The 17,614-nt window shown below is 41.3% G+C and carries 17 protein-coding genes and 1 CRISPR repeat array; of the genes, 6 read left to right on the forward strand and 11 right to left on the reverse strand.

The window, feature by feature from the left end:
• The first annotated feature begins 91 nt into the window (after positions 1 to 91).
• Both RMY64_RS33300 and RMY64_RS33305 read left to right on the forward strand, forming a co-directional pair.
• Positions 92 to 883 (forward strand): sulfite exporter TauE/SafE family protein, encoded by a 792-nt coding sequence (locus tag RMY64_RS33300; protein ID WP_322675589.1) that lies wholly within the window; start codon positions 92 to 94, stop codon positions 881 to 883.
• Positions 884 to 1,025: 142 nt separating this feature from the next.
• The gene (locus RMY64_RS33305) at positions 1,026 to 2,018 is read left to right on the forward strand and encodes an RNA ligase (ATP) (protein WP_322675590.1); all 993 of its coding nucleotides are present in this window, start codon (positions 1,026 to 1,028) and stop codon (positions 2,016 to 2,018) included.
• Positions 2,019 to 2,084: 66 nt separating this feature from the next.
• Here the strand turns inward: RMY64_RS33305 and RMY64_RS33310 are convergent, their stop codons facing one another.
• Positions 2,085 to 3,581, reverse strand: a complete 1,497-nt coding sequence (locus tag RMY64_RS33310; RefSeq protein WP_322675591.1) for an Ig-like domain-containing protein — start codon at positions 3,579 to 3,581, stop codon at positions 2,085 to 2,087.
• Here RMY64_RS33310 and RMY64_RS33315 point away from each other — a divergent pair.
• Positions 3,496 to 3,759 carry a hypothetical protein gene (locus RMY64_RS33315; protein ID WP_322702290.1) on the forward strand — a complete coding sequence of 88 codons (264 nt, stop codon included), beginning with the start codon at positions 3,496 to 3,498 and terminating at the stop codon, positions 3,757 to 3,759. The two genes, RMY64_RS33310 and RMY64_RS33315, sit on opposite strands and share 86 nt — an antisense overlap.
• A gap of 14 nt (positions 3,760 to 3,773) precedes the next feature.
• Here the strand turns inward: RMY64_RS33315 and RMY64_RS33320 are convergent, their stop codons facing one another.
• The 5 genes from RMY64_RS33320 to RMY64_RS33340 all read right to left on the reverse strand — a co-directional run bounded on the left by RMY64_RS33320 (position 3,774) and on the right by RMY64_RS33340 (position 8,372).
• Positions 3,774 to 4,547, reverse strand: coding sequence for a TIGR03943 family putative permease subunit (locus RMY64_RS33320; RefSeq protein ID WP_322675593.1), 774 nt, complete (start codon positions 4,545 to 4,547; stop codon positions 3,774 to 3,776).
• Positions 4,548 to 4,659: 112 nt separating this feature from the next.
• Positions 4,660 to 5,712, reverse strand: coding sequence for a permease (locus tag RMY64_RS33325; protein WP_322675594.1), 1,053 nt, complete (start codon positions 5,710 to 5,712; stop codon positions 4,660 to 4,662).
• Positions 5,713 to 6,396: 684 nt separating this feature from the next.
• Positions 6,397 to 7,464 (reverse strand): WD40 repeat domain-containing protein, encoded by a 1,068-nt coding sequence (locus tag RMY64_RS33330; protein WP_322702278.1) that lies wholly within the window; start codon positions 7,462 to 7,464, stop codon positions 6,397 to 6,399.
• A 78-nt stretch (positions 7,465 to 7,542) separates the two neighbouring features.
• Positions 7,543 to 7,836 carry a hypothetical protein gene (locus tag RMY64_RS33335; RefSeq protein ID WP_322675596.1) on the reverse strand — a complete coding sequence of 98 codons (294 nt, stop codon included), beginning with the start codon at positions 7,834 to 7,836 and terminating at the stop codon, positions 7,543 to 7,545.
• A gap of 365 nt (positions 7,837 to 8,201) precedes the next feature.
• A complete protein-coding gene (locus RMY64_RS33340; RefSeq protein ID WP_099099534.1) occupies positions 8,202 to 8,372 on the reverse strand; it encodes a hypothetical protein in 171 nt (56 codons plus the stop codon).
• A gap of 479 nt (positions 8,373 to 8,851) precedes the next feature.
• Here RMY64_RS33340 and ald point away from each other — a divergent pair, with 479 nt between their 5' ends.
• A complete protein-coding gene (gene ald / locus RMY64_RS33345; protein ID WP_322675597.1) occupies positions 8,852 to 9,943 on the forward strand; it encodes an alanine dehydrogenase in 1,092 nt (363 codons plus the stop codon).
• Between the two features lie 305 nt (positions 9,944 to 10,248).
• Positions 10,249 to 11,078: a CRISPR direct-repeat array (repeat unit 37 nt; unit sequence ATTGCAATTCATCAAAATCCCTATTAGGGATTGAAAC).
• Between the two features lie 36 nt (positions 11,079 to 11,114).
• On the opposite strand, the gene RMY64_RS33350 is transcribed toward ald, so the two are convergent.
• The 4 genes from RMY64_RS33350 to RMY64_RS33365 form a co-directional block, all read right to left on the reverse strand.
• Complete coding sequence (locus RMY64_RS33350; protein ID WP_322702279.1) at positions 11,115 to 11,669, reverse strand: Uma2 family endonuclease; 555 nt, start codon at positions 11,667 to 11,669, stop codon at positions 11,115 to 11,117.
• Positions 11,670 to 11,819: 150 nt separating this feature from the next.
• Positions 11,820 to 12,875: a tRNA dihydrouridine synthase DusB gene (gene dusB / locus RMY64_RS33355; protein WP_322702280.1), complete on the reverse strand. Its 1,056-nt coding sequence runs from the start codon at positions 12,873 to 12,875 to the stop codon at positions 11,820 to 11,822.
• A gap of 187 nt (positions 12,876 to 13,062) precedes the next feature.
• The gene (locus tag RMY64_RS33360) at positions 13,063 to 13,884 is read right to left on the reverse strand and encodes an Rpn family recombination-promoting nuclease/putative transposase (RefSeq protein ID WP_322702281.1); all 822 of its coding nucleotides are present in this window, start codon (positions 13,882 to 13,884) and stop codon (positions 13,063 to 13,065) included.
• A gap of 121 nt (positions 13,885 to 14,005) precedes the next feature.
• The gene (locus tag RMY64_RS33365) at positions 14,006 to 14,887 is read right to left on the reverse strand and encodes an acyl-CoA desaturase (protein WP_322675601.1); all 882 of its coding nucleotides are present in this window, start codon (positions 14,885 to 14,887) and stop codon (positions 14,006 to 14,008) included.
• 227 nt (positions 14,888 to 15,114) lie between these two features.
• On the opposite strand from RMY64_RS33365, the gene RMY64_RS33370 reads away from it, so the two are divergent.
• On the forward strand, positions 15,115 to 16,344 hold the full coding sequence (locus tag RMY64_RS33370) for a TetR family transcriptional regulator (protein ID WP_322702282.1): 1,230 nt from the start codon (positions 15,115 to 15,117) through the stop codon (positions 16,342 to 16,344).
• 109 nt (positions 16,345 to 16,453) lie between these two features.
• Here the strand turns inward: RMY64_RS33370 and RMY64_RS33375 are convergent, their stop codons facing one another.
• Positions 16,454 to 16,867 carry a hypothetical protein gene (locus tag RMY64_RS33375; protein WP_322702283.1) on the reverse strand — a complete coding sequence of 138 codons (414 nt, stop codon included), beginning with the start codon at positions 16,865 to 16,867 and terminating at the stop codon, positions 16,454 to 16,456.
• A 162-nt stretch (positions 16,868 to 17,029) separates the two neighbouring features.
• On the opposite strand from RMY64_RS33375, the gene RMY64_RS33380 reads away from it, so the two are divergent.
• Positions 17,030 to 17,416, forward strand: coding sequence for a hypothetical protein (locus RMY64_RS33380; protein ID WP_322702284.1), 387 nt, complete (start codon positions 17,030 to 17,032; stop codon positions 17,414 to 17,416).
• The last annotated feature ends 198 nt before the right edge of the window (positions 17,417 to 17,614 follow it).

Consider the following 17,614-nt stretch of genomic DNA (forward strand, 5'->3'; position numbering starts at 1 on the left):
TGCCCAATGCCCAATGCCCAATGCCCAATGCCCAATGCCCAATGCCCAATGCCCATTTAGTACTATCAGTTCTCTAGAAAAATAATTATTTATGATTGATTTTAGTTGGTTGATTTTAGTGAGTGGAGGTTTAATATCTGGAGTCATAGCTGGACTTTTAGGAATAGGTGGCGGTATTATCACAATTCCTCTTTTAGTCACACTAGGTTATACTCCCGTTCAGGCGATCGCTACTAGTAGCCTTGCTATTGTGATTACTTCAATTTCTGGAAGTTTGCAAAATTGGTGGATGGGCTACTTTGACTTGAAACGAGTAATTTATTTAGGAATTCCAGCTTTTTTAACTACTGGAATAGGTGTATATTTCGCCAATAAAATTCCATCTTATATAATACTGTTTACATTTGGCATCATACTACTTGCTAACATCTATCTGATTGAGCTTCGCAAGCAACTGTCCTTGCAGGAAAAAGAGGATACAGATCCAGTATTTAACCCACTAGTTTCTAAAATTGGCACTGGGGGAGCAGCAGGAATTTTAGCAGGTTTATTCGGCTTAGGTGGCGGTACGATTATGGTGCCACTGCAAATGCTGCTATTAGGAGAAGAAATTAAAGTAGCAATTCAGACTAGTTTGGGTGTGATTGTCATCACTGCTTTAGCTGCCTGTACGGGACATACATTAGAAGGAAATATTCTCTTTACTCAAGGTCTAGTTTTGGGATGTGGTGGTCTTTTAGGCGTTCAAATGAGTACTCGCACATTGCCAAAACTACCAGATTATACTGTCAGCTTAGTGCTTCGTATCTTCTTAGGAATACTATCAATTTATATTTTTTGGCAAGCTTGGATAAATTATCAACAAATAATTATTAATTCGTAATTCGTAATATTATATTTGGTTAGTCTATATCTTCAAGGGTTTCAGCTTTAATTTGACACCTATGTATGGCTAACTATGCACTCATACTTTGTAACAAATTTAGATTTTTCCTAAAATTGATTATTTTGAAAATAGATGAGCTATGAGTATTTTTAAAGTTGAAGTTGTCAAAATCAATAGCATTAATCCTCATCCCAATGCCGATCGGCTAGATATTGCCTCTATTGAAGATATGGGGTATCAGGTAATTATAGTCAAAGGTAACTTGAATCCTGGAGATTTAGCTTTTTACTTTCCTATTGATAGTGTTATTCCAGAAAACTTTTTAGATGAGTTTGGTATTCGTAACTACTACTCGAAAAAACTGCGTGCTGCGAAACTTCGCGGAATTTTTTCTGAGGGTTTGCTTATTCCCGTTGGTAAAAACTTTACGGGAAATGTCGGAGATGACTACACAAATCATTTTGGTGTAACAAAGTACGAATATCCAATTCCTCAAGGAATGAGTGGGGAAGTAGAAAGTTTTATTGGACATTACAAATTCCCCAGTCCAGAAAACCTAAAACGTTACAAAAACATCCTAATGGAAGGTGAAGAAGTTGTTGTCACAGAAAAGTTGCATGGAACTAACTTCACTGTCTTAGTTGATGCTGATGGCACAACTAAAATTGGCAGCCATAATTACTTCTGGAAAAACAGCGAAGTAAACAAAAAATTAGTTTATATTCGTGCTTACAACGAAAACGAAGCTTTCCAGAAACTTCCGCCAGGAACTCAGATTTTTGGTGAAATCTACGGCGTGCAAGATATCAAATATGGCTTGAATAATGGCAATATTGGAATTGCTATATTTGCTGTGCGTCGCGGTAGCTATTTTCTCAATTACAGCGATTTTGTGACTTTTTGCGAAGAATTTGCTTTGCCGAGAGTACCTGTACTTTATATCGGTGCTTACACTTGGGAAGCGGTGTCTCAGTTCAATAATGCCAATAGTGTAGTCAGTCCCAATTGCATCATGGAAGGCGTTGTTGTGCAACCGGTTATTGAGAAAACGCATCCAGAAATAGGTAGAGTAGTCTTGAAGTTGATTAGCGATCGCTATCTGCTTCGTAAAGATGGAACTGAACTCCATTAGATTCAACTTGATTTTTGGTGGCGACACCTTAACTAACCTTCCAAAGTCGAATTACGAATTATTCGCTCAAGGTAGCCAGCGAGGATGAAATCCGGCTAAGGGGAGTTGTTCTGGTTTAATTTCAACAGTCGTAGCATCAGCGATGGGCAATAGAGGCATTAACCACAAGCTACTGGTAGCGATTGTATCTCCATCATCGGTTTTTAAAGTGTTTGGGGGTAATGATCCTGGGGGATTTGTCTGCGGTACTACTTGGTCAAATAATAAGCCCAAACCGTCGGCAGATAAACTCATTTGCACATTTCGTTGAGCGGGAGGCAGTACTAACAGTGGTTTCTGTTGCCCAGTTTTCAAATCAATTGCCACTACATAAGGCTGTTCTATGTATTGTTCCTTCGATACTAACTGTGTAAGCAAGCAGTAGAGAGTGGGTGAGGCGATGTCAAATTGGCAACTGAGAATTGAACCTGTTGTTTTTAGTAGCTGTTTCTGCACGCCTTGGTTTGTCACCAAAAATAAATCCCGCGTGTAATCTGTATTAAACTTTACCATCGCTGCTTGAGAGCCATCTTTGGAGAAAGCTTGTACCAAACCAAACTGCGGCAGAAAATCCAAAGGTTTACTGGCATCACCTTGCAGTGGTAAAATGGCTGCTCCCTGTCCTTGAGCAACCGCTACGGCTTTACTATCTGGTGTCACCATAAAGTCTCCTCCCGGCTGGCTTTTTAGGCGTTTCGGTGTGGGTTTTTCTGCTGAAGCATCACTGGTTGCTGGCATAAACCATAGTCCAAAGTCACCAGGATTAGTTTTATTTCCCCGCTGGATGACAATAGTTTGCCCATCAGGTGATAAGTCAAATTTCAGGTTTTGATAATCTTTACTATCTAAAGTCAGGTCAACTTTGCCTTCTGGTTCTGCTTTTTGTCCAGATTTAGCAGAAACGCCTGTTGTCACCGTATACAGTTGGGCTGAAAGTAAGTCTTGATTGTTTGCGGCGCGAGCAGAAAATAAAATTTTCTCCCCATCAGGAAATGACTCAAAGTCGATTACTATCAGGTCTTTGGGGGTAAGTACCCTTTTTTGCTCTTGGGTTAAGTTGTAAAGAACTAACCGTCCCTGTTCTTCTTTGTCGGTTCCGATGTAAAGGATAACGCGATCGCGTGTACGGAAGCTACCAACAAAGGGCTGTATCAGCCGATTTGTACCTTCTTGCTCTGCAAACTTATCTTTAGCTCCTTGTAACTGCACTTTATAATTTGTGCCATAAGGGGCTGGTGTCACCAGTGTATAAACCATCCGCCGCCCCGCCCAACTGAATTTACCTGCTAGGGGTGGATCGATTTTCAAGTTATCCTCGACGCTTTTTGTTTCCATTGGGCGGCTGAAGGTGAGGGTGAAGGAATTATCTTCTGCCCCAATTTGTTGATTTTGCCAGGTAAATTCCCGGACACGAGCAGTTACCACATCACCTTGCAAGATGATTAACCCAATCAGCACACTCAGCAGTAACATTAGTGCGATCGCTATACGATCCAGTGGTTGGAATGCTTTAGATTTAGTCATTGGTTATGGGGCATTGGGCATTGGGCATGGGGCATTGGGCATGGGGCATGGGGCATTGGGCATGGGGCATGGGGCATTGGGCATTGGGCATTGGGCATGGGGAATGGGGCATTGGGCATGGGGCATTGGGCATGGGGCATTGGTTGTTAGTTATCTACAAATGACAAAGGACAAATGACAAATGACAAATGACTAATAACTATAAGGATTTTGAGGTTGAGGAATTTTTTTGAGAGAGGTGGCGGCAATGGTAAGTTGGCGTTTACCTGCTAAATTTTCTGTCACCATTTGTCCTTCTACTTCTAGCCATGTATCAGCAGGGTAAAGCTCTTGATTATTTTGTAGTTTGACAGGCAATCCCACAGGGTAAGCATCTGCTGCACAGCAACTTAAGACAAATCGTGCTAAAAACAAATATTCTTTTCCGATATCGGGCGGGTGAATCACAAATCCTTGCACCTTGACTTTTTGCCCTGTATATGTATCCGGCTCAGGATAGACATTGACGGTGCGTACCCAGTCTACAAGCGATCGCTCCTCTGGACGAACAGTAACCCGAAAGGCTTGGGGTTTGACGCGTGTGCTTCCCAATAAATCAGTCGTCACCCCCCTTTGGAGTGCTTTGTCACTAGCAAAAACTTGCGGTGTAACGATAAAACCTAGAATTGCTGTAGTCAACAATAAACCACTGCCCCAACCAGGGGGAAATAAACTAATATGCTGGGTGTTTGGCGTAACATCATGGCGACGCCGTTGCCAAAGTTCCTGCATCTTGAACAAACCAATAATGATGAAGCTGATACCAGTTACAATCACCAACCAAAAGTAATTTGGATGAATCAATAGGTTCAGCTTATTAGTTAGCCAATATCTCAGCATCAAAATGCCCCAAGCCGTAATTGCTAGAGCATCCAGCCAAGGGAGTAACAGATTTGGGATTTTAGATTTGGGATTTTTGTTAGCCATTAGTCATTAGTCATTGGTCATTAGTCATTGGTCATTAGTCATTAGTCATTGGTCATTAGTAAAGGACAAATGACAAGGGACAAAGGACAACTGACAAATGACAAATATTTTCTTAAAAGACGTGCAAGTTCAGGAAAAGAGTAAACACAAATGTTAATTGTGCTGCTAAAGCAAATAAGTAAAAGATAGTTTTGGGTTTAAAAATAGATAACATCAAACCAACGCTTTTGATGTCAACCATTGGGCCAAACACCAGAAATGCCAACAATGAACCGCTGCTAAAGGTTGAGGCAAAAGATAGGGCGAAGAAAGAATCGACTGTAGAACAAATTGATACTATTACAGCTAATATCAGCATGACCACAATTGAGGTAATGGGCCCAGCACCCAAACTGAGAATTAATTCACGGGGAGCTAGGACTTGAATAGCAGCAGCGATCGCACTTCCTAAAATCATCACTCCGCCCAATTCCCGCAATTCTTGGATGCTATTATCCACAACTAGGCGCAGTTTGGCTGCTAACGGTTTATCAGCAGTAGAGACTGAGGTAGGCAGTACTAAATTAGGATCTATCCGTAGAGGTATACCTGCTTTTCCTCCTAAGATATAAGTCCCGGATTGCAACAGATTGGGTACTGTTTCTTCTTGTTGTCCTTGGTAAGGTTTACCACGGCGTTTGGTTTGGGGCTGCGCGGCTGGATTAAACTTCATATAACGAGCGATCGCAGGTTGGACTATGGGATTTAAGTCCTTTTGAAAACTGAAAACATACCCGATAATTGTGGCAATTGTTAAGGAAAATACGACTCGTAAAACTACTATTTCTGGCTGATCTCGAAATGCTGTCCAAGTAGCCCAAATTACAACTGGGTTAATTGTTGGTGCTGCTAGCAAAAAACCAATTGCGACTGGTGTGGGTACTCCTTGAATCAGGAATCGCCGCGCTACCGGTACATTCCCGCACTCACACACCGGAAACAAAAAGCCGATCGCACTGCCAACTAAAGCACCCAACAGCGGATTTTTGGGCATTTTTTCTACTAGTTTGCGCTCATCAACAAAAAACAGCAGCAAACTGGAGAATAAAACCCCAAGAAGCAAAAAAGGCATCGCCTCGACTAGCAGACTTAAAAATAGCGTAAAACCATTGTTCAGTTGATTCATGAGCGTCGCAGTCAAAAGCGGTTTTTAGTTTTAGGGTTCTGCCTAGCCATTCTATCGAAATGGGGATCAAAAGCAGTTCGGGAAAATTAAACATTATTTAAGTAGCAAGTTATCCTATCTTCCAAATAGCAGTTAAGCGCTACAAACCTTGGCTTCACACGAGTTCGTGACTTTTAACTGAGTGCATTTACTGACAACGATCATTTCTAAGATTGTCTAAGTTCAGAAATTGTTCCGGTATAGAGGGCAAGTAACTGCACAAATGATTTGAAATTACCTATGTTTATACTTACAGTAATTTGCTGGATAAGATATTAGTGCGGCTGTATTTTCATCAAGTATTCACAGTTCTTCAAAATTTGGGGTATGTGTAGTCCATCGTAGACATCGTTATTGGTTGCTATCATCATTGATTTTGACTAGTTATAGCAAAATTCGATCTGAGCTTTGGTTGATTTTTTACTACAAAAACTTTAAAAAGGCAAGTCCAAAGTTTAGCAGATACAGGAAATGATTGGGGAAATTTTTCGGCGTTAGCAATCGCCTAAGTTTCTATATGAAGTGAGAATTCGAGCTATGACAAGTCACAAAGCCTTGAAAGGAGCGTCAAAATGATATCCCCGACTTCTTAAAAGAAATAGGGGATATAGTTTACTCTTTGACGATTATTTTGTTCGATCGCTGTTAGTTTCGTTTTGTGGGAATCCCCCAAATCTTGATTTGTCGATCGAATCCACCACTGGCAAGAATTTTACCATTGGGACTAAAAGCGATCGCACTTACCCAGTCTGTATGTCCATTCAGTGTATTTATTAACTCACCTGTAGTTAAATCCCACAATTTAATTCCATCTCTACCGGCACTAGCAAGGGTTTGTCCATCGGGATTAAGAGCGATCGCATTTACCCAGTTATTATGTCCTGTAAGAGTGCGGACTAATTCTCCAGTATTAATATTCCACAATTTTATGGTGCGATCGTGGCTAGCACTAATTAATGTTTGTCCATCTGGTGTAAAGATCACAGCGCTAACAGCACTAGAATGAGCTGGCAATTGACTGATAAATTTACCAGTACTCAAATTCCACAGCTTGATTACACCCTTATTATCACCACTAGCTAAGGTCTGTCCATCAGGACTAATAGCGAGAGTATAAATCAAATTATCAAAGCGTACTATAGTCCCTAGAGGACGCTGCTGTAGCAAATCCCACATCCGAATCCCATCTAAAGCTCCACTGACGAGAACTTTACTATCAGGAGACACCGCTAAAGATAAGACGTTACTGGTATGTCCGACAAAAGAGCGGCTAAATTTTAAATTTTTCAGACTCCAGAGATTAATCGTATTGTCATCGCTACAGCTAGCGAGGGTTTGCCCATCTGGCGAAATCACTAAAGATTCTACGGCTGCTTTGTGTGCTTTGTTAATAGTCGCTAACTTTTTGCGCTTTGCTAAATTCCACAGGCGAATTATACCCTCGTTTTCTGCACCTCCACTCACCAGAATTCTGCTATCTGGAGTGAAAGCGAGGGATTTAATGGTTCCGTTATGTCCGATGAGTGTGTAAAGTAGTTGAGCATTAGCAAAGTTAGTGTTAGCTGGGAAGTTTGGCGTTACTTCAATGGCAGCATGAGCTTGATGAATATAAAACCCTTCCCAGGTACTCACTGGAAGGGCAACAGCTGCCATAAATGCCAGGATAATATACGGTCGCAGAAAATTACCGCCACCTCTTCCCTCACTACTCACTCTTTTTCCTCACTTTTATAGATACAGTTAAACCCAATAAATTTTGCAGAGTTATTTTAAGTCATAACTCTGCACATCTTAAAGAGGTGGTTTTTTCTTAGAAACGCTTAACATTGGTAAAGGCGCACTAGAAGAACGAGAGGGCAAATAATGTTGCACTACAGGCTCCTCTGGTAAAGAACGACGCTGCTGGACACGCCACAACTTAAAGCCTAGCGCTATCCCTGCCGTTCCCAAACCAAAAGCAAACAACGACCAGCTATCATTCAATCCGCCAATCAGGGCATCCATAACGCCCATCGTCATCAATACACTGATTAGTGGCTCTTTTCGGTAGGTTGACTTCAAAAAACGAGGTAATACAGCATTCATCACAGCTTGGTTGGTTCCAGTTCACCTTTTGTGTATATTTACCAAGAATACCTCACCCATAATTTGCCTTTCTCATTCAAGGCAGATACTAAGTTATGATTTTTTTAGTATGGGGAGGAAATTTACTCATTAATCGCCTTGCACATATTAGTTGCAAGTCTATAATATTTCAATCGCTAATAGGTATTTCGATTCCTCTCTTGCTTACATTCTAGGGCAGTTATTTATGAATAAGTTTAATTAATCTATCTAGAGCGAAGTACTCCGCTATTAATTATTGAAGTCAAAACCAACTGGTTGTTCCAGCTGGTTGAAACTCTTTTAATTACTAGCTTACAACTTCAAGATTGTGCTTGTTGATGGCACTACTTCAGACCCAGCCATGATAGCACTCCTTGATTAGTGACATACTCAATCACCAGCATCAAACCAAAGCCAATCATTGCAGCTCGACCATTCAAGCGTTCGGCATATTCGTTAAAGCCAAACTTAGGCTCTTCTAGTTTAGGTGTAATTGTTGGTTGTGTTTGTGTCATTTTTTAAGAAACCTTTTTTGGCAAACGGGACTTGATATCAGACTTCTGGTAGAAGTCGGGAAAAGTAGGGATAATCACTACTTACTTTTCATGGTATCTGGAAAACCCCTCTCTAAATCTCTCTCGTTTTAAAAGAGAGACTTTGAAATTCTCAGATGACGTTGAAAAGTCAGGTTAACTTAAAAGCTAATTGCAGTGCTGGAATGCCAAGGTGACTTGAAAAATTCAGCAATAGCTCCCTACTAGGGAGCTATACAATCGCTTTTTTAATAAATTGTTACTATTCTTTATATATTGTATAAATACTGGGGCAATAGTCAAGAGTAAGAGTTTGGGCTACTCAGATTGAATTAAGAAAGTTAGAACAGAAATTAGGTATCTCTAATCCAGCTATCTCTAATACGGAACTAGCAAGATAGAAGTAGCAAGCTTGAGATTGGAAGGGTACAGTTAAACAAAAAAATTATCAGAGGCGATATATGGAAATCGGCGTTCCCAAGGAAAACAAGGATCAAGAATTTCGGGTAGGGTTAAGTCCTTCTAGTGTGCGGGTGCTGCGAGAAAATGGTCATAGCATCTTCGTCGAGACGCAAGCAGGTAATGGTGCTGGATTCTCCGATGATGACTACAAAAGTGCTGGAGCCGAAATTGTCCCCACATCAGAAAAAGCTTGGAATCGGGAATTGGTTGTTAAAGTCAAAGAACCACTGACGGCTGAGTATAAATTTTTGCAAAAAGGGCAGGTAATATTTACTTATTTACACTTAGCAGCCGATCGCAAGTTGACAGAGAATCTAATTGATTGTGGCACAACTGCGATCGCTTACGAAACTGTAGAACAACCTGGTGCTAACAGATTACCCTTGCTCACCCCCATGAGCGTAATTGCCGGTCGGCTAGCAGTACAATTTGGAGCCAGATTCTTAGAACGTCAGCAAGGTGGTAGAGGTGTACTTTTAGGTGGTGTCCCTGGAGTTAAACCAGGTAAAGTAGTAATTTTAGGTGGCGGCGTTGTCGGCACAGAAGCAGCTAAAATTGCCGTAGGCATGGGTGCGATCGTGCAAATTTTAGATGTGAGTGTCGAGCGCTTATCTTACTTAGAAACACTCTTTGGCTCTAGAGTCGAATTGCTTTACAGCAACTCTGCTCATATTGAAGCCGCAGTCATTGAAGCCGATTTGCTCATCGGTGCAGTTTTAGTGTTAGGACGTAGAGCGCCAATACTAGTATCCCGCGAATTGGTCAAACAAATGCGTCCTGGTTCGGTGATAGTTGATGTAGCCGTTGACCAAGGCGGTTGTATAGAAACCTTGCACCCTACATCCCATACAAATCCGGTATACCTTGAAGAAGGTGTAGTGCATTATGGCGTTCCCAATATGCCAGGAGCAGTACCTTGGACAGCAACTCAGGCACTTAATAATAGTACATTACCTTATGTTGTCCAGTTGGCGAATTTGGGAATTTTGGCACTGGAGGTTAACCCAGCATTAGCTAAGGGTGTGAATGTGCAAAATCATCGCTTAGTGCATCCTGCTGTGCAAGAGGTATTCCCTGATTTAGTAAATTAAAGTGTGTAAGGATTAGGCGATCGCTTATTTCATTTTAATAGAGGTAGCGATCGCCAATCAGATTAATTTTCTTGCCTTATGCGCGGATGGGTAGGTGTACAAAACGAGAAGGAGCGAAAAAGGCTGTACGCTCCTTCTATACAAAACTTTCAGGGCACTGGTACTTTCAAAGCATCCGCGCACCTTATGGGGACTGGTTTTCAGCGATTTGCATCTTGTGCTATGACTATTCCCTATGCTATGATTCACTCATTCGCGCAACCGCACCTTGAAAATCAAATACAGCAACGCTTTCAGAAGCCAGCATTGCAATTCATCAAAATCCCTATTAGGGATTGAAACGACTATAGAGAATTAGAGTATGCCTGGGACGGAATTGCAATTCATCAAAATCCCTATTAGGGATTGAAACAATAATAGGATGCAAGCGATCGCAGCAAGATTAGGGGATTGCAATTCATCAAAATCCCTATTAGGGATTGAAACAACTATGAGAGAAAACAAAATACAGGTAACGCTGAATTGCAATTCATCAAAATCCCTATTAGGGATTGAAACAACTAGAAGTTGGGGTAACACAACTGGGAAACCTTCAATTGCAATTCATCAAAATCCCTATTAGGGATTGAAACATCTTAGGTCGCCAATGGTATAATAAAAAGTTATTTGCAATTCATCAAAATCCCTATTAGGGATTGAAACACTCCAACTGTTTCGGCAGCAGCTAGACCGCCTTATTGCAATTCATCAAAATCCCTATTAGGGATTGAAACCTAATTATCAATATGTATCCTCTGCCCTTCGTGGAAATATAATTGCAATTCATCAAAATCCCTATTAGGGATTGAAACTTTTGCAGTGGTTAGCAACACACTTTCAGATAAAATTGCAATTCATCAAAATCCCTATTAGGGATTGAAACAGTAGCCGCCTGATTGGCTACCTGCACCGCGTCATTGCAATTCATCAAAATCCCTATTAGGGATTGAAACAAATCCTACTGCCTTGTATTCTGAGGGCTTATTAAATTGCAATTCATCAAAATCCCTATTAGGGATTGAAACTCCTAAAACGCCCATTTTGATAAGTGATGTTTACATTGCAATTCAATAAAATCCCTATTAGGGATTCAAACTTTTTGACTCTCTGAAGTGTAAGTCCTAATTCATTTTCAAGCCAACAATTCGTCTATAGCTACACTAAAACCCAGTAATACTCTTTGAGTACTAACCATATTACCAGCTTTAAACCCGCAAACCTGATTATCTGTCATGACAAAAACTAACCGACTTTCAGGAAATACTAGCCAAACTTCCTCACAACCGGACTGCAAATACTCCTGTGCTTTGAGAAATAATTCTTCAGCTAAATCGGTGGGTGAAACTATTTCAGCAATTAGTGGGAAACTTTGTGGCAAAGTAGGAACATCACCAAACTGAGCTACCAATTCAGGCGTAAGATAAGCCACATCAGAACGGCGACCCTCTTTATATGTACGACAAGGTACTTCAGTGTAAACTTTCCCACCTTGTTGATTGGAGTTAATATAACTTCTCCAGTAAAAACCAATATTCAATTGAATTTCACTATGTTTTAATGTCATCCCTGTTTTTTCTACTAATTGCTCGTCTACCCACTCCATCCCCTCTGGAGGATTTGCCATGAAGTCTTCTAATGAAAGGATTTCGGGGACGGTTACAACATCATTGTGTTTGGAAACTAACATTGTGAGCCTCCATTTGGGCTAGTTAAACATTCAAAATTCAAAAGAGTTACATCAGGAGATTTAAACCCTAACTGAAATAGTCGTATTCAAGCGATCGCGTCACTTTTAGCAACCAACAATATCACCCCAAGCTAGGTTAAAATCAGCTTCTTAAAGCATTACCAAACTACCTTCTGCTTCTTCCTCTAGTTCATAACCATTAGCTAATTTTTCAATTGCTTGGTCAATCATTGCCAAACCTTGATCTACTCTTTCAACTAAACTTAACTGTCCGCGGAGTTCGGCAGCACCGACAAAACCTTTAGCATACCAAGTCATGTGCTTACGGGCTTGACGTACACCGCGATCGCCTTTATATTCCCACAAGGCTTGTAAATGATCTCTTGCACATTCCAAACGCCCAATTGGGGTTGGTGATGGTAATATCTCTCCTGTTTTCAGAAAATGATCGATTTCTCCCACCAAAAACGGATAACCCAAAGTTCCACGGGAACACATGACGCCATCAGCGCCAGTTTGTTCTAAACATTTCACTGCCGCTTCAACGGAAAAAATATCTCCATTCCCAATCACTGGAATAGAAAGCACTTCTTTGACACGGGTAATCCATTCCCAACGGGCATTGCCATTGTACCCTTGAGCGCGGGTGCGTCCGTGTACCGTAATCATTTTTGCCCCGGCATCTTCCATTCGCTTGGCAAAGTCGAGAATCGTAATTTCGTTGTCATTCCAGCCAATACGGGTTTTAACTGTTACAGGGACATCAACAGCTTTTACCACTTCCCGCACAATTGCTTCTGCTACTTCTGGTTGCCGCAATAATGAAGAACCGCCACCATTTTTAGTGATTTTATTTACCGGACAACCCATATTAATATCAACAGTATCAGCACCTTCGGCAACTGCCTTGATTGCTGCTTCTGCTAAGAAATCGGGACGGCAATCAAATAGCTGAATGCTAATTGGGCGTTCGTTGGGATCTACCTCCATGATTTTGGGTAACTGTTTAACATAATGCAACCCCGTAGCATTCACCATTTCGGTATACATCATCGAATCTGGCGCATAGCGACGCACAATCCGGCGAAACACCATATCTGTGACTCCAGATAGAGGCGATTGGAGAACCCGACTTTTTACCTCGAAAGAGCCAATCTTTAAGGGTTGGGAGAGTCTAGCTTGCAGAATGGGAGAGAGGGAAATCATAGAAAAAATTATCGGAATGGGAAATAGTAAGAATATGTAGATAAATCCGTGATAAAAGATACAGCTAATTTCAAGTTAGTGAGTTACACAAGCTAAGTCTCAAAACCAAGTATAAAACCTGTTTTACTTCTGTTAGCGCAGCGATGCGTAACCCATTTTGACTTTTGAATTCTGCTGTAATTGTAGGTTACGTATCCTGACTTGGAGGCTGTTTTTGCATTTCTTGCTGAATCTCTTCTAGGCTCAAACCTAACTCTTTCGCTGTTTCTTCAAAACTCAATCCCAATCTCAACAACAAAGGGATCATTCTAAACTTTTCTTCACGCGCCCCTTCTTGTTTGCCTTCTTGTTTGCCTTCTTGCTTACCTTCTTGATAAACTCGTGTTTGTTTCAAATCACTTAACCCAAACATACCTTCAATCTCCTCTCGACTCATCGTCGGAAACTTATAAACTAATATTGTCTCTATCAATTCTAGTAACTGCCGCCGTTGTGGTTCGATGTTGATTTCTTGCTGGGTTCTCTCTATTAACTGCCTAGCAGCTAGAATTGCTGTCTCCTCTTCATCGACGACTAATTTAATCGTAGCAATTCCAACTGGCAATGATGCAGTTTCACCTAATTCATTAAGGTAAATACGACTAATGCGCCCGCTAGTGAAAAATTCACTGTAATTCTTGATATTTGCTGTATCTAAACTGCGATTGGGATAAATAACTACTCCTCGCCAAGAATTTTTCGGTTTATTTTGGTGTAAGTATAAAAAAATTTCTGAAAATAGGCGTGAATAAATTTCTGTGTCAGCTTGGAACTGGACTTCAACGAAGTAAATCAGATTTTCTTCCCCTTGTGTTGGGAGAAAAACACCATCAATACGAAATGCCGTTTGCTTGATTTCAATTGAGGAGAATTGATAAGTCTCTGCCGTTTGGGGTGGATTACCAATTAATTCAAAAAAGATGCTAGGAAGTTCTTGAAAAAGGCGATAAAAAATGCTATCAGTTTTCACACTTAATGCACTATGGTGATTTAATTTGTTAGATTTTACCGTGAAACACTACTGATAAAAATTAGTAAGCCGACTGCAAGAAGCAATCGGCATAACAAATTCACGATTATTTAGTTGCAATTTAGCCGTGAGTTGCACCTTGAGGAGGACGCGAGACAACTTTTTTAGCTAAACCCAAAGTCTGCAACACTAAGATGCTCCACCAAGTAACATCAATTTCCCACCAAGAAAACCCAGATTTTGCCATGTGGGGATAAGTATGATGGTTGTTGTGCCAGCCTTCTCCATAAGTGACGAGGGATACCCACCAAAGATTACGAGCGCCATCATTAGCATCAAAGGTGCGATAACCCCACAGGTGTGATGCTGAATTTACAAACCAGGTTGAATGCCAAAGCAAGACACATCTGAGAAACACTCCGTAGAATACAAAAGACCATCCTCCTAATGCATAAAGCAGCAAACCGAAGGGTATTTGCAATAGCAAGAAGTAACGATCTAGCCAACAATAAAAGGGTTGTTTGGCTAAGTCAGGGGCATATTTTTTATAAGTGTCATAGTCAAAAAATTCTGGACGTGGGTAGAAAATCCACAATATATGGCTCCACCAAAAGCCTCTTTGGGCAGAGTAGGGGTCTAAATTGATATCTTCTGTGTGGGCGTGATGTTGGCGGTGTCCACCTACCCAAAAAATTGGCCCGCCTTGTAAAGCCAGCGCTCCAATTAGGGCGATCGCATACTCTAACCACTTAGGAACTTGGAAACTTTTATGGCTCAGTAGTCGGTGATATCCCAGGCAAATACCAATACTCCCGAACAACCAGTGGAGAAACACTAGCAAACCTAATGCTGGCCAGGAGAAAAACCAAGGAGCCAGAAGTGCTAAAGCATGAAATGTAGTAAAAAATACCACATTTGTCCAACTGAGTTGAGGTGAGTTGCCTCTCTCAGGAGCGATGGCTTTGCCAACACCTTTGGCGAACGCCCCAAAATTTGCGGTCATAAAAATTCCTGTTGATGGATGATGAAGTGATTTACTTTTTATTGGGCATAATCCGACTAAGGATTTATCCACCCTCTTACTAGTTAGTTACAGTGAGCCAGCGCGGTCTTGGGGGTTTCCCCCATTAGCGACTGGCGAACCCGTAGGGTAGAGTAAAGCAAGTATCACTTACATTTGTTATGCTAGCAGAACTCTGATACCCCTGCAAGTGCCACTTGCATTTTTCTATGTCATCTCAACTCATTTCCACTCGTCAACGCCTGATTCAAGCTGCACTTGAGTTGTTTTCTGCTCAGGGAGTAAGCGCTACCACAACCCGTCAAATTGCTGAAAAAGCCGAAGTCAATGAAGTGACTCTATTTCGGAATTTTGGCAATAAGCATGGATTACTTTTAGCTGTGCTGGAAGAGTCCGCAGCCTTCAAGGATTTAGGTGAATCGCTGGTACGGCGGGCAACACCTCCCGGCAATGTTTACCAAGCTCTTAAAGATTATGCAAGTGATAGCTTACATGCATTAGAACGAGTACCAGAGTTTGTCCGGTCTGTGGTAGGTGAAGCCGACCAATTCCCGGCAGAAAATCGCCGCGCACTAGGCAGGGGAGTCACAGAGGCAAACCGTTATGTAGCTCAGTATTTAGCTACTGTAATCCAGCAAGGACATTTAAATACCTACTTACCGGCAGAAAAATTAGCCAGTTTGCTAAATGGGATGATTTTGGGATATGCAGTAATTGAGTTCACCAGCGAATTTCACGAACTTTGGGAGGATCGGGATGATTTTCTCGAAAATTTGGTGGAGTTGTTTTTACATGGAGCCATGTCATCTTCAGCAGAATCGGCAATAAACTCCTTACAAGGAGGATTCACCACCACAGAAATAGCTGATTTACCAGCTAGTTTGGTTCACGAAATTCTGCAACAGGCCAGGAAATTTGGAGTACGAGATTATGCCTTAGCTTACGTATTATTTGGGGCTGGATTATCCGCTACAGAAATAACTAGCTTGGAGCGATCGCACCAAATTTACGATACTCAAGGGCACTTCCTGCAAATCACAATCCCCGGATTTGTCCGTCAAGTACCCGTGAATCAGTGGATTTTGGGCAAACGCTACGGTTCTTTTACTAATAATCCTTTAATTAAATGGCTGAAAAGTCGTAAGGATGCTCAAACAGCCATGTTTTTGAATGATACAGGCACACCCATCTCAGAATCAGAACTTGAGACACGTTGGCAAGTATGGAGTGAAAGATTGTTAACTCCCCAAGCACAAGCACCAGCGATCGCTCAGGCACAACAAACCTGGCGCGTAGAAATGTTAATGCGGGGGATTACCTTAGAAAACCTGATTATTTTAACAGGTTGCGATCGCACCCAATTACAACCTTATGTCCGCCGAGCCAAAGAAAAAGCCGCCCTAGAGCAAGCTACCCGTTTGGATCATAAGCCAGGATAGGGAGTATCAGGTCGTGTTCTCTGACGCAGAGCCAGTGAGCGAATAATTCGTAATTCGTAATTCGTAATTCTTAATTAAGAATTTATTAGATGCAGTTAAACAATTAAAATCAAACAATAGAGGTTCTTTTACCATTGTTTGCACCATTCAAGGTTGTAGCTGTACTCTCAGATGGGGATTGGGTGTTGCTCGAACGGCGTGATAATTTCTTGCGTGGCTTGCCTCCCGCCTGGATATATTGCAAACTGTCTTTGCCATAATCGGTTGCCACACTCATTAACATCTTTTCAGAGTAGCCGCGCAATTCTTCTTCAATTAGAGAGAGGCGACCTGCCATTTCATCTAGGGTAGAGAGTAAAGTGTTGTATGTAGATAGCTGGGTTTGCAAGTTTTGGATGCGGCTGTCGTAGTCTGTCAAATTTAATCCGTTGCCAAATTCTAGCGTCGGGCTAATCGATCGCATTCCTGCAATTCGACGGAGAGCGTTTTCGAGAGTGCGTGAACTGCGTTTTAGTCGTGCCATAAAATACGCTCCTGAAGGAAGTTATAGGATTACTGCATGTACTCTAGCCAATGCAACAATAAACTTCTCTGAGAGATAATTCGGAAAAATTAAAGCAAACTAAGAGCGACCTAATTATTTTTAGTTGATTGTACTGAGGTATTTATTAAATTTGTCAAAAAAGTGACATTTGATAAGCAACAGATACCTGAAAGTCGCTTTGAGGTACTTAAAAGTCGTTTCAAGGTACCTGAAAGTCGTTTCAAGGTACCTGAAAGTCGTTTTGAGGTACCTGAAAGTCGTTTCAAGGTACCTGAAAGTCGTTTTGAGGTACCTGAAAGTCGTTTTGAGGTACCTGAAAGTCGTTTCGAGGTACCTGAAAGTCGTTTCAAGGTACCTGAAAGTCGTTTCAAGGTACCTGAAAGTCGTTTTGAGGTACTTAAAAGTCGTGTTGAGGTATTAGATGATGAGTTTTTTGCCTTAACCCGATTTACGGCGAAGGCGATCGCGCTCAAAAGTATTATAAATATTGTTTTATATAGGTTTCAGCTTTTTACTTCTTTGTTTTAACCAAACACAAGAAGACCACAAGCAGACTCTTTTTAGTACATATTTACTAATTTATCTAGATGGATTTCTGAATTCTATGCACTAAAATTGGAACTTTTTTAGGAGATGTGGCATAAGGTGTCACCTTTTCTAATATTGCCCCTTGTAGGCGAGGCAGTCTGGCAACAGGCTACCCTTAGCCTGCGGGTGGAATGGCAA

The sequence above is a fragment of the Nostoc sp. DedQUE08 genome (genome assembly GCF_034530895.1).
In the GTDB taxonomy this organism is placed as follows: domain Bacteria; phylum Cyanobacteriota; class Cyanobacteriia; order Cyanobacteriales; family Nostocaceae; genus Nostoc.

Excerpts from the sequence above, each read along its gene's own strand:
- RMY64_RS33300 (WP_322675589.1), top strand. The coding sequence starts at position 92 with ATGATTGATTTTAGTTGGTTGATTTTAGTGAGTGGAGGTTTAATATCT.
- RMY64_RS33340 (WP_099099534.1), bottom strand. The coding sequence starts at position 8,372 with ATGACACAAACACAACCAACAATTACACCTAAACTAGAAGAGCCTAAG.
- RMY64_RS33370 (WP_322702282.1), top strand. The coding sequence starts at position 15,115 with ATGTCATCTCAACTCATTTCCACTCGTCAACGCCTGATTCAAGCTGCA.
- RMY64_RS33310 (WP_322675591.1), bottom strand. The coding sequence starts at position 3,581 with ATGACTAAATCTAAAGCATTCCAACCACTGGATCGTATAGCGATCGCA.
- RMY64_RS33365 (WP_322675601.1), bottom strand. The coding sequence starts at position 14,887 with ATGACCGCAAATTTTGGGGCGTTCGCCAAAGGTGTTGGCAAAGCCATC.
- RMY64_RS33305 (WP_322675590.1), top strand. The coding sequence starts at position 1,026 with ATGAGTATTTTTAAAGTTGAAGTTGTCAAAATCAATAGCATTAATCCT.
- RMY64_RS33335 (WP_322675596.1), bottom strand. The coding sequence starts at position 7,836 with ATGAATGCTGTATTACCTCGTTTTTTGAAGTCAACCTACCGAAAAGAG.
- ald (WP_322675597.1), top strand. The coding sequence starts at position 8,852 with ATGGAAATCGGCGTTCCCAAGGAAAACAAGGATCAAGAATTTCGGGTA.
- RMY64_RS33350 (WP_322702279.1), bottom strand. The coding sequence starts at position 11,669 with ATGTTAGTTTCCAAACACAATGATGTTGTAACCGTCCCCGAAATCCTT.
- RMY64_RS33320 (WP_322675593.1), bottom strand. The coding sequence starts at position 4,547 with ATGGCTAACAAAAATCCCAAATCTAAAATCCCAAATCTGTTACTCCCT.
- dusB (WP_322702280.1), bottom strand. The coding sequence starts at position 12,875 with ATGATTTCCCTCTCTCCCATTCTGCAAGCTAGACTCTCCCAACCCTTA.
- RMY64_RS33325 (WP_322675594.1), bottom strand. The coding sequence starts at position 5,712 with ATGAATCAACTGAACAATGGTTTTACGCTATTTTTAAGTCTGCTAGTC.
- RMY64_RS33375 (WP_322702283.1), bottom strand. The coding sequence starts at position 16,867 with ATGGCACGACTAAAACGCAGTTCACGCACTCTCGAAAACGCTCTCCGT.
- RMY64_RS33315 (WP_322702290.1), top strand. The coding sequence starts at position 3,496 with ATGATTAACCCAATCAGCACACTCAGCAGTAACATTAGTGCGATCGCT.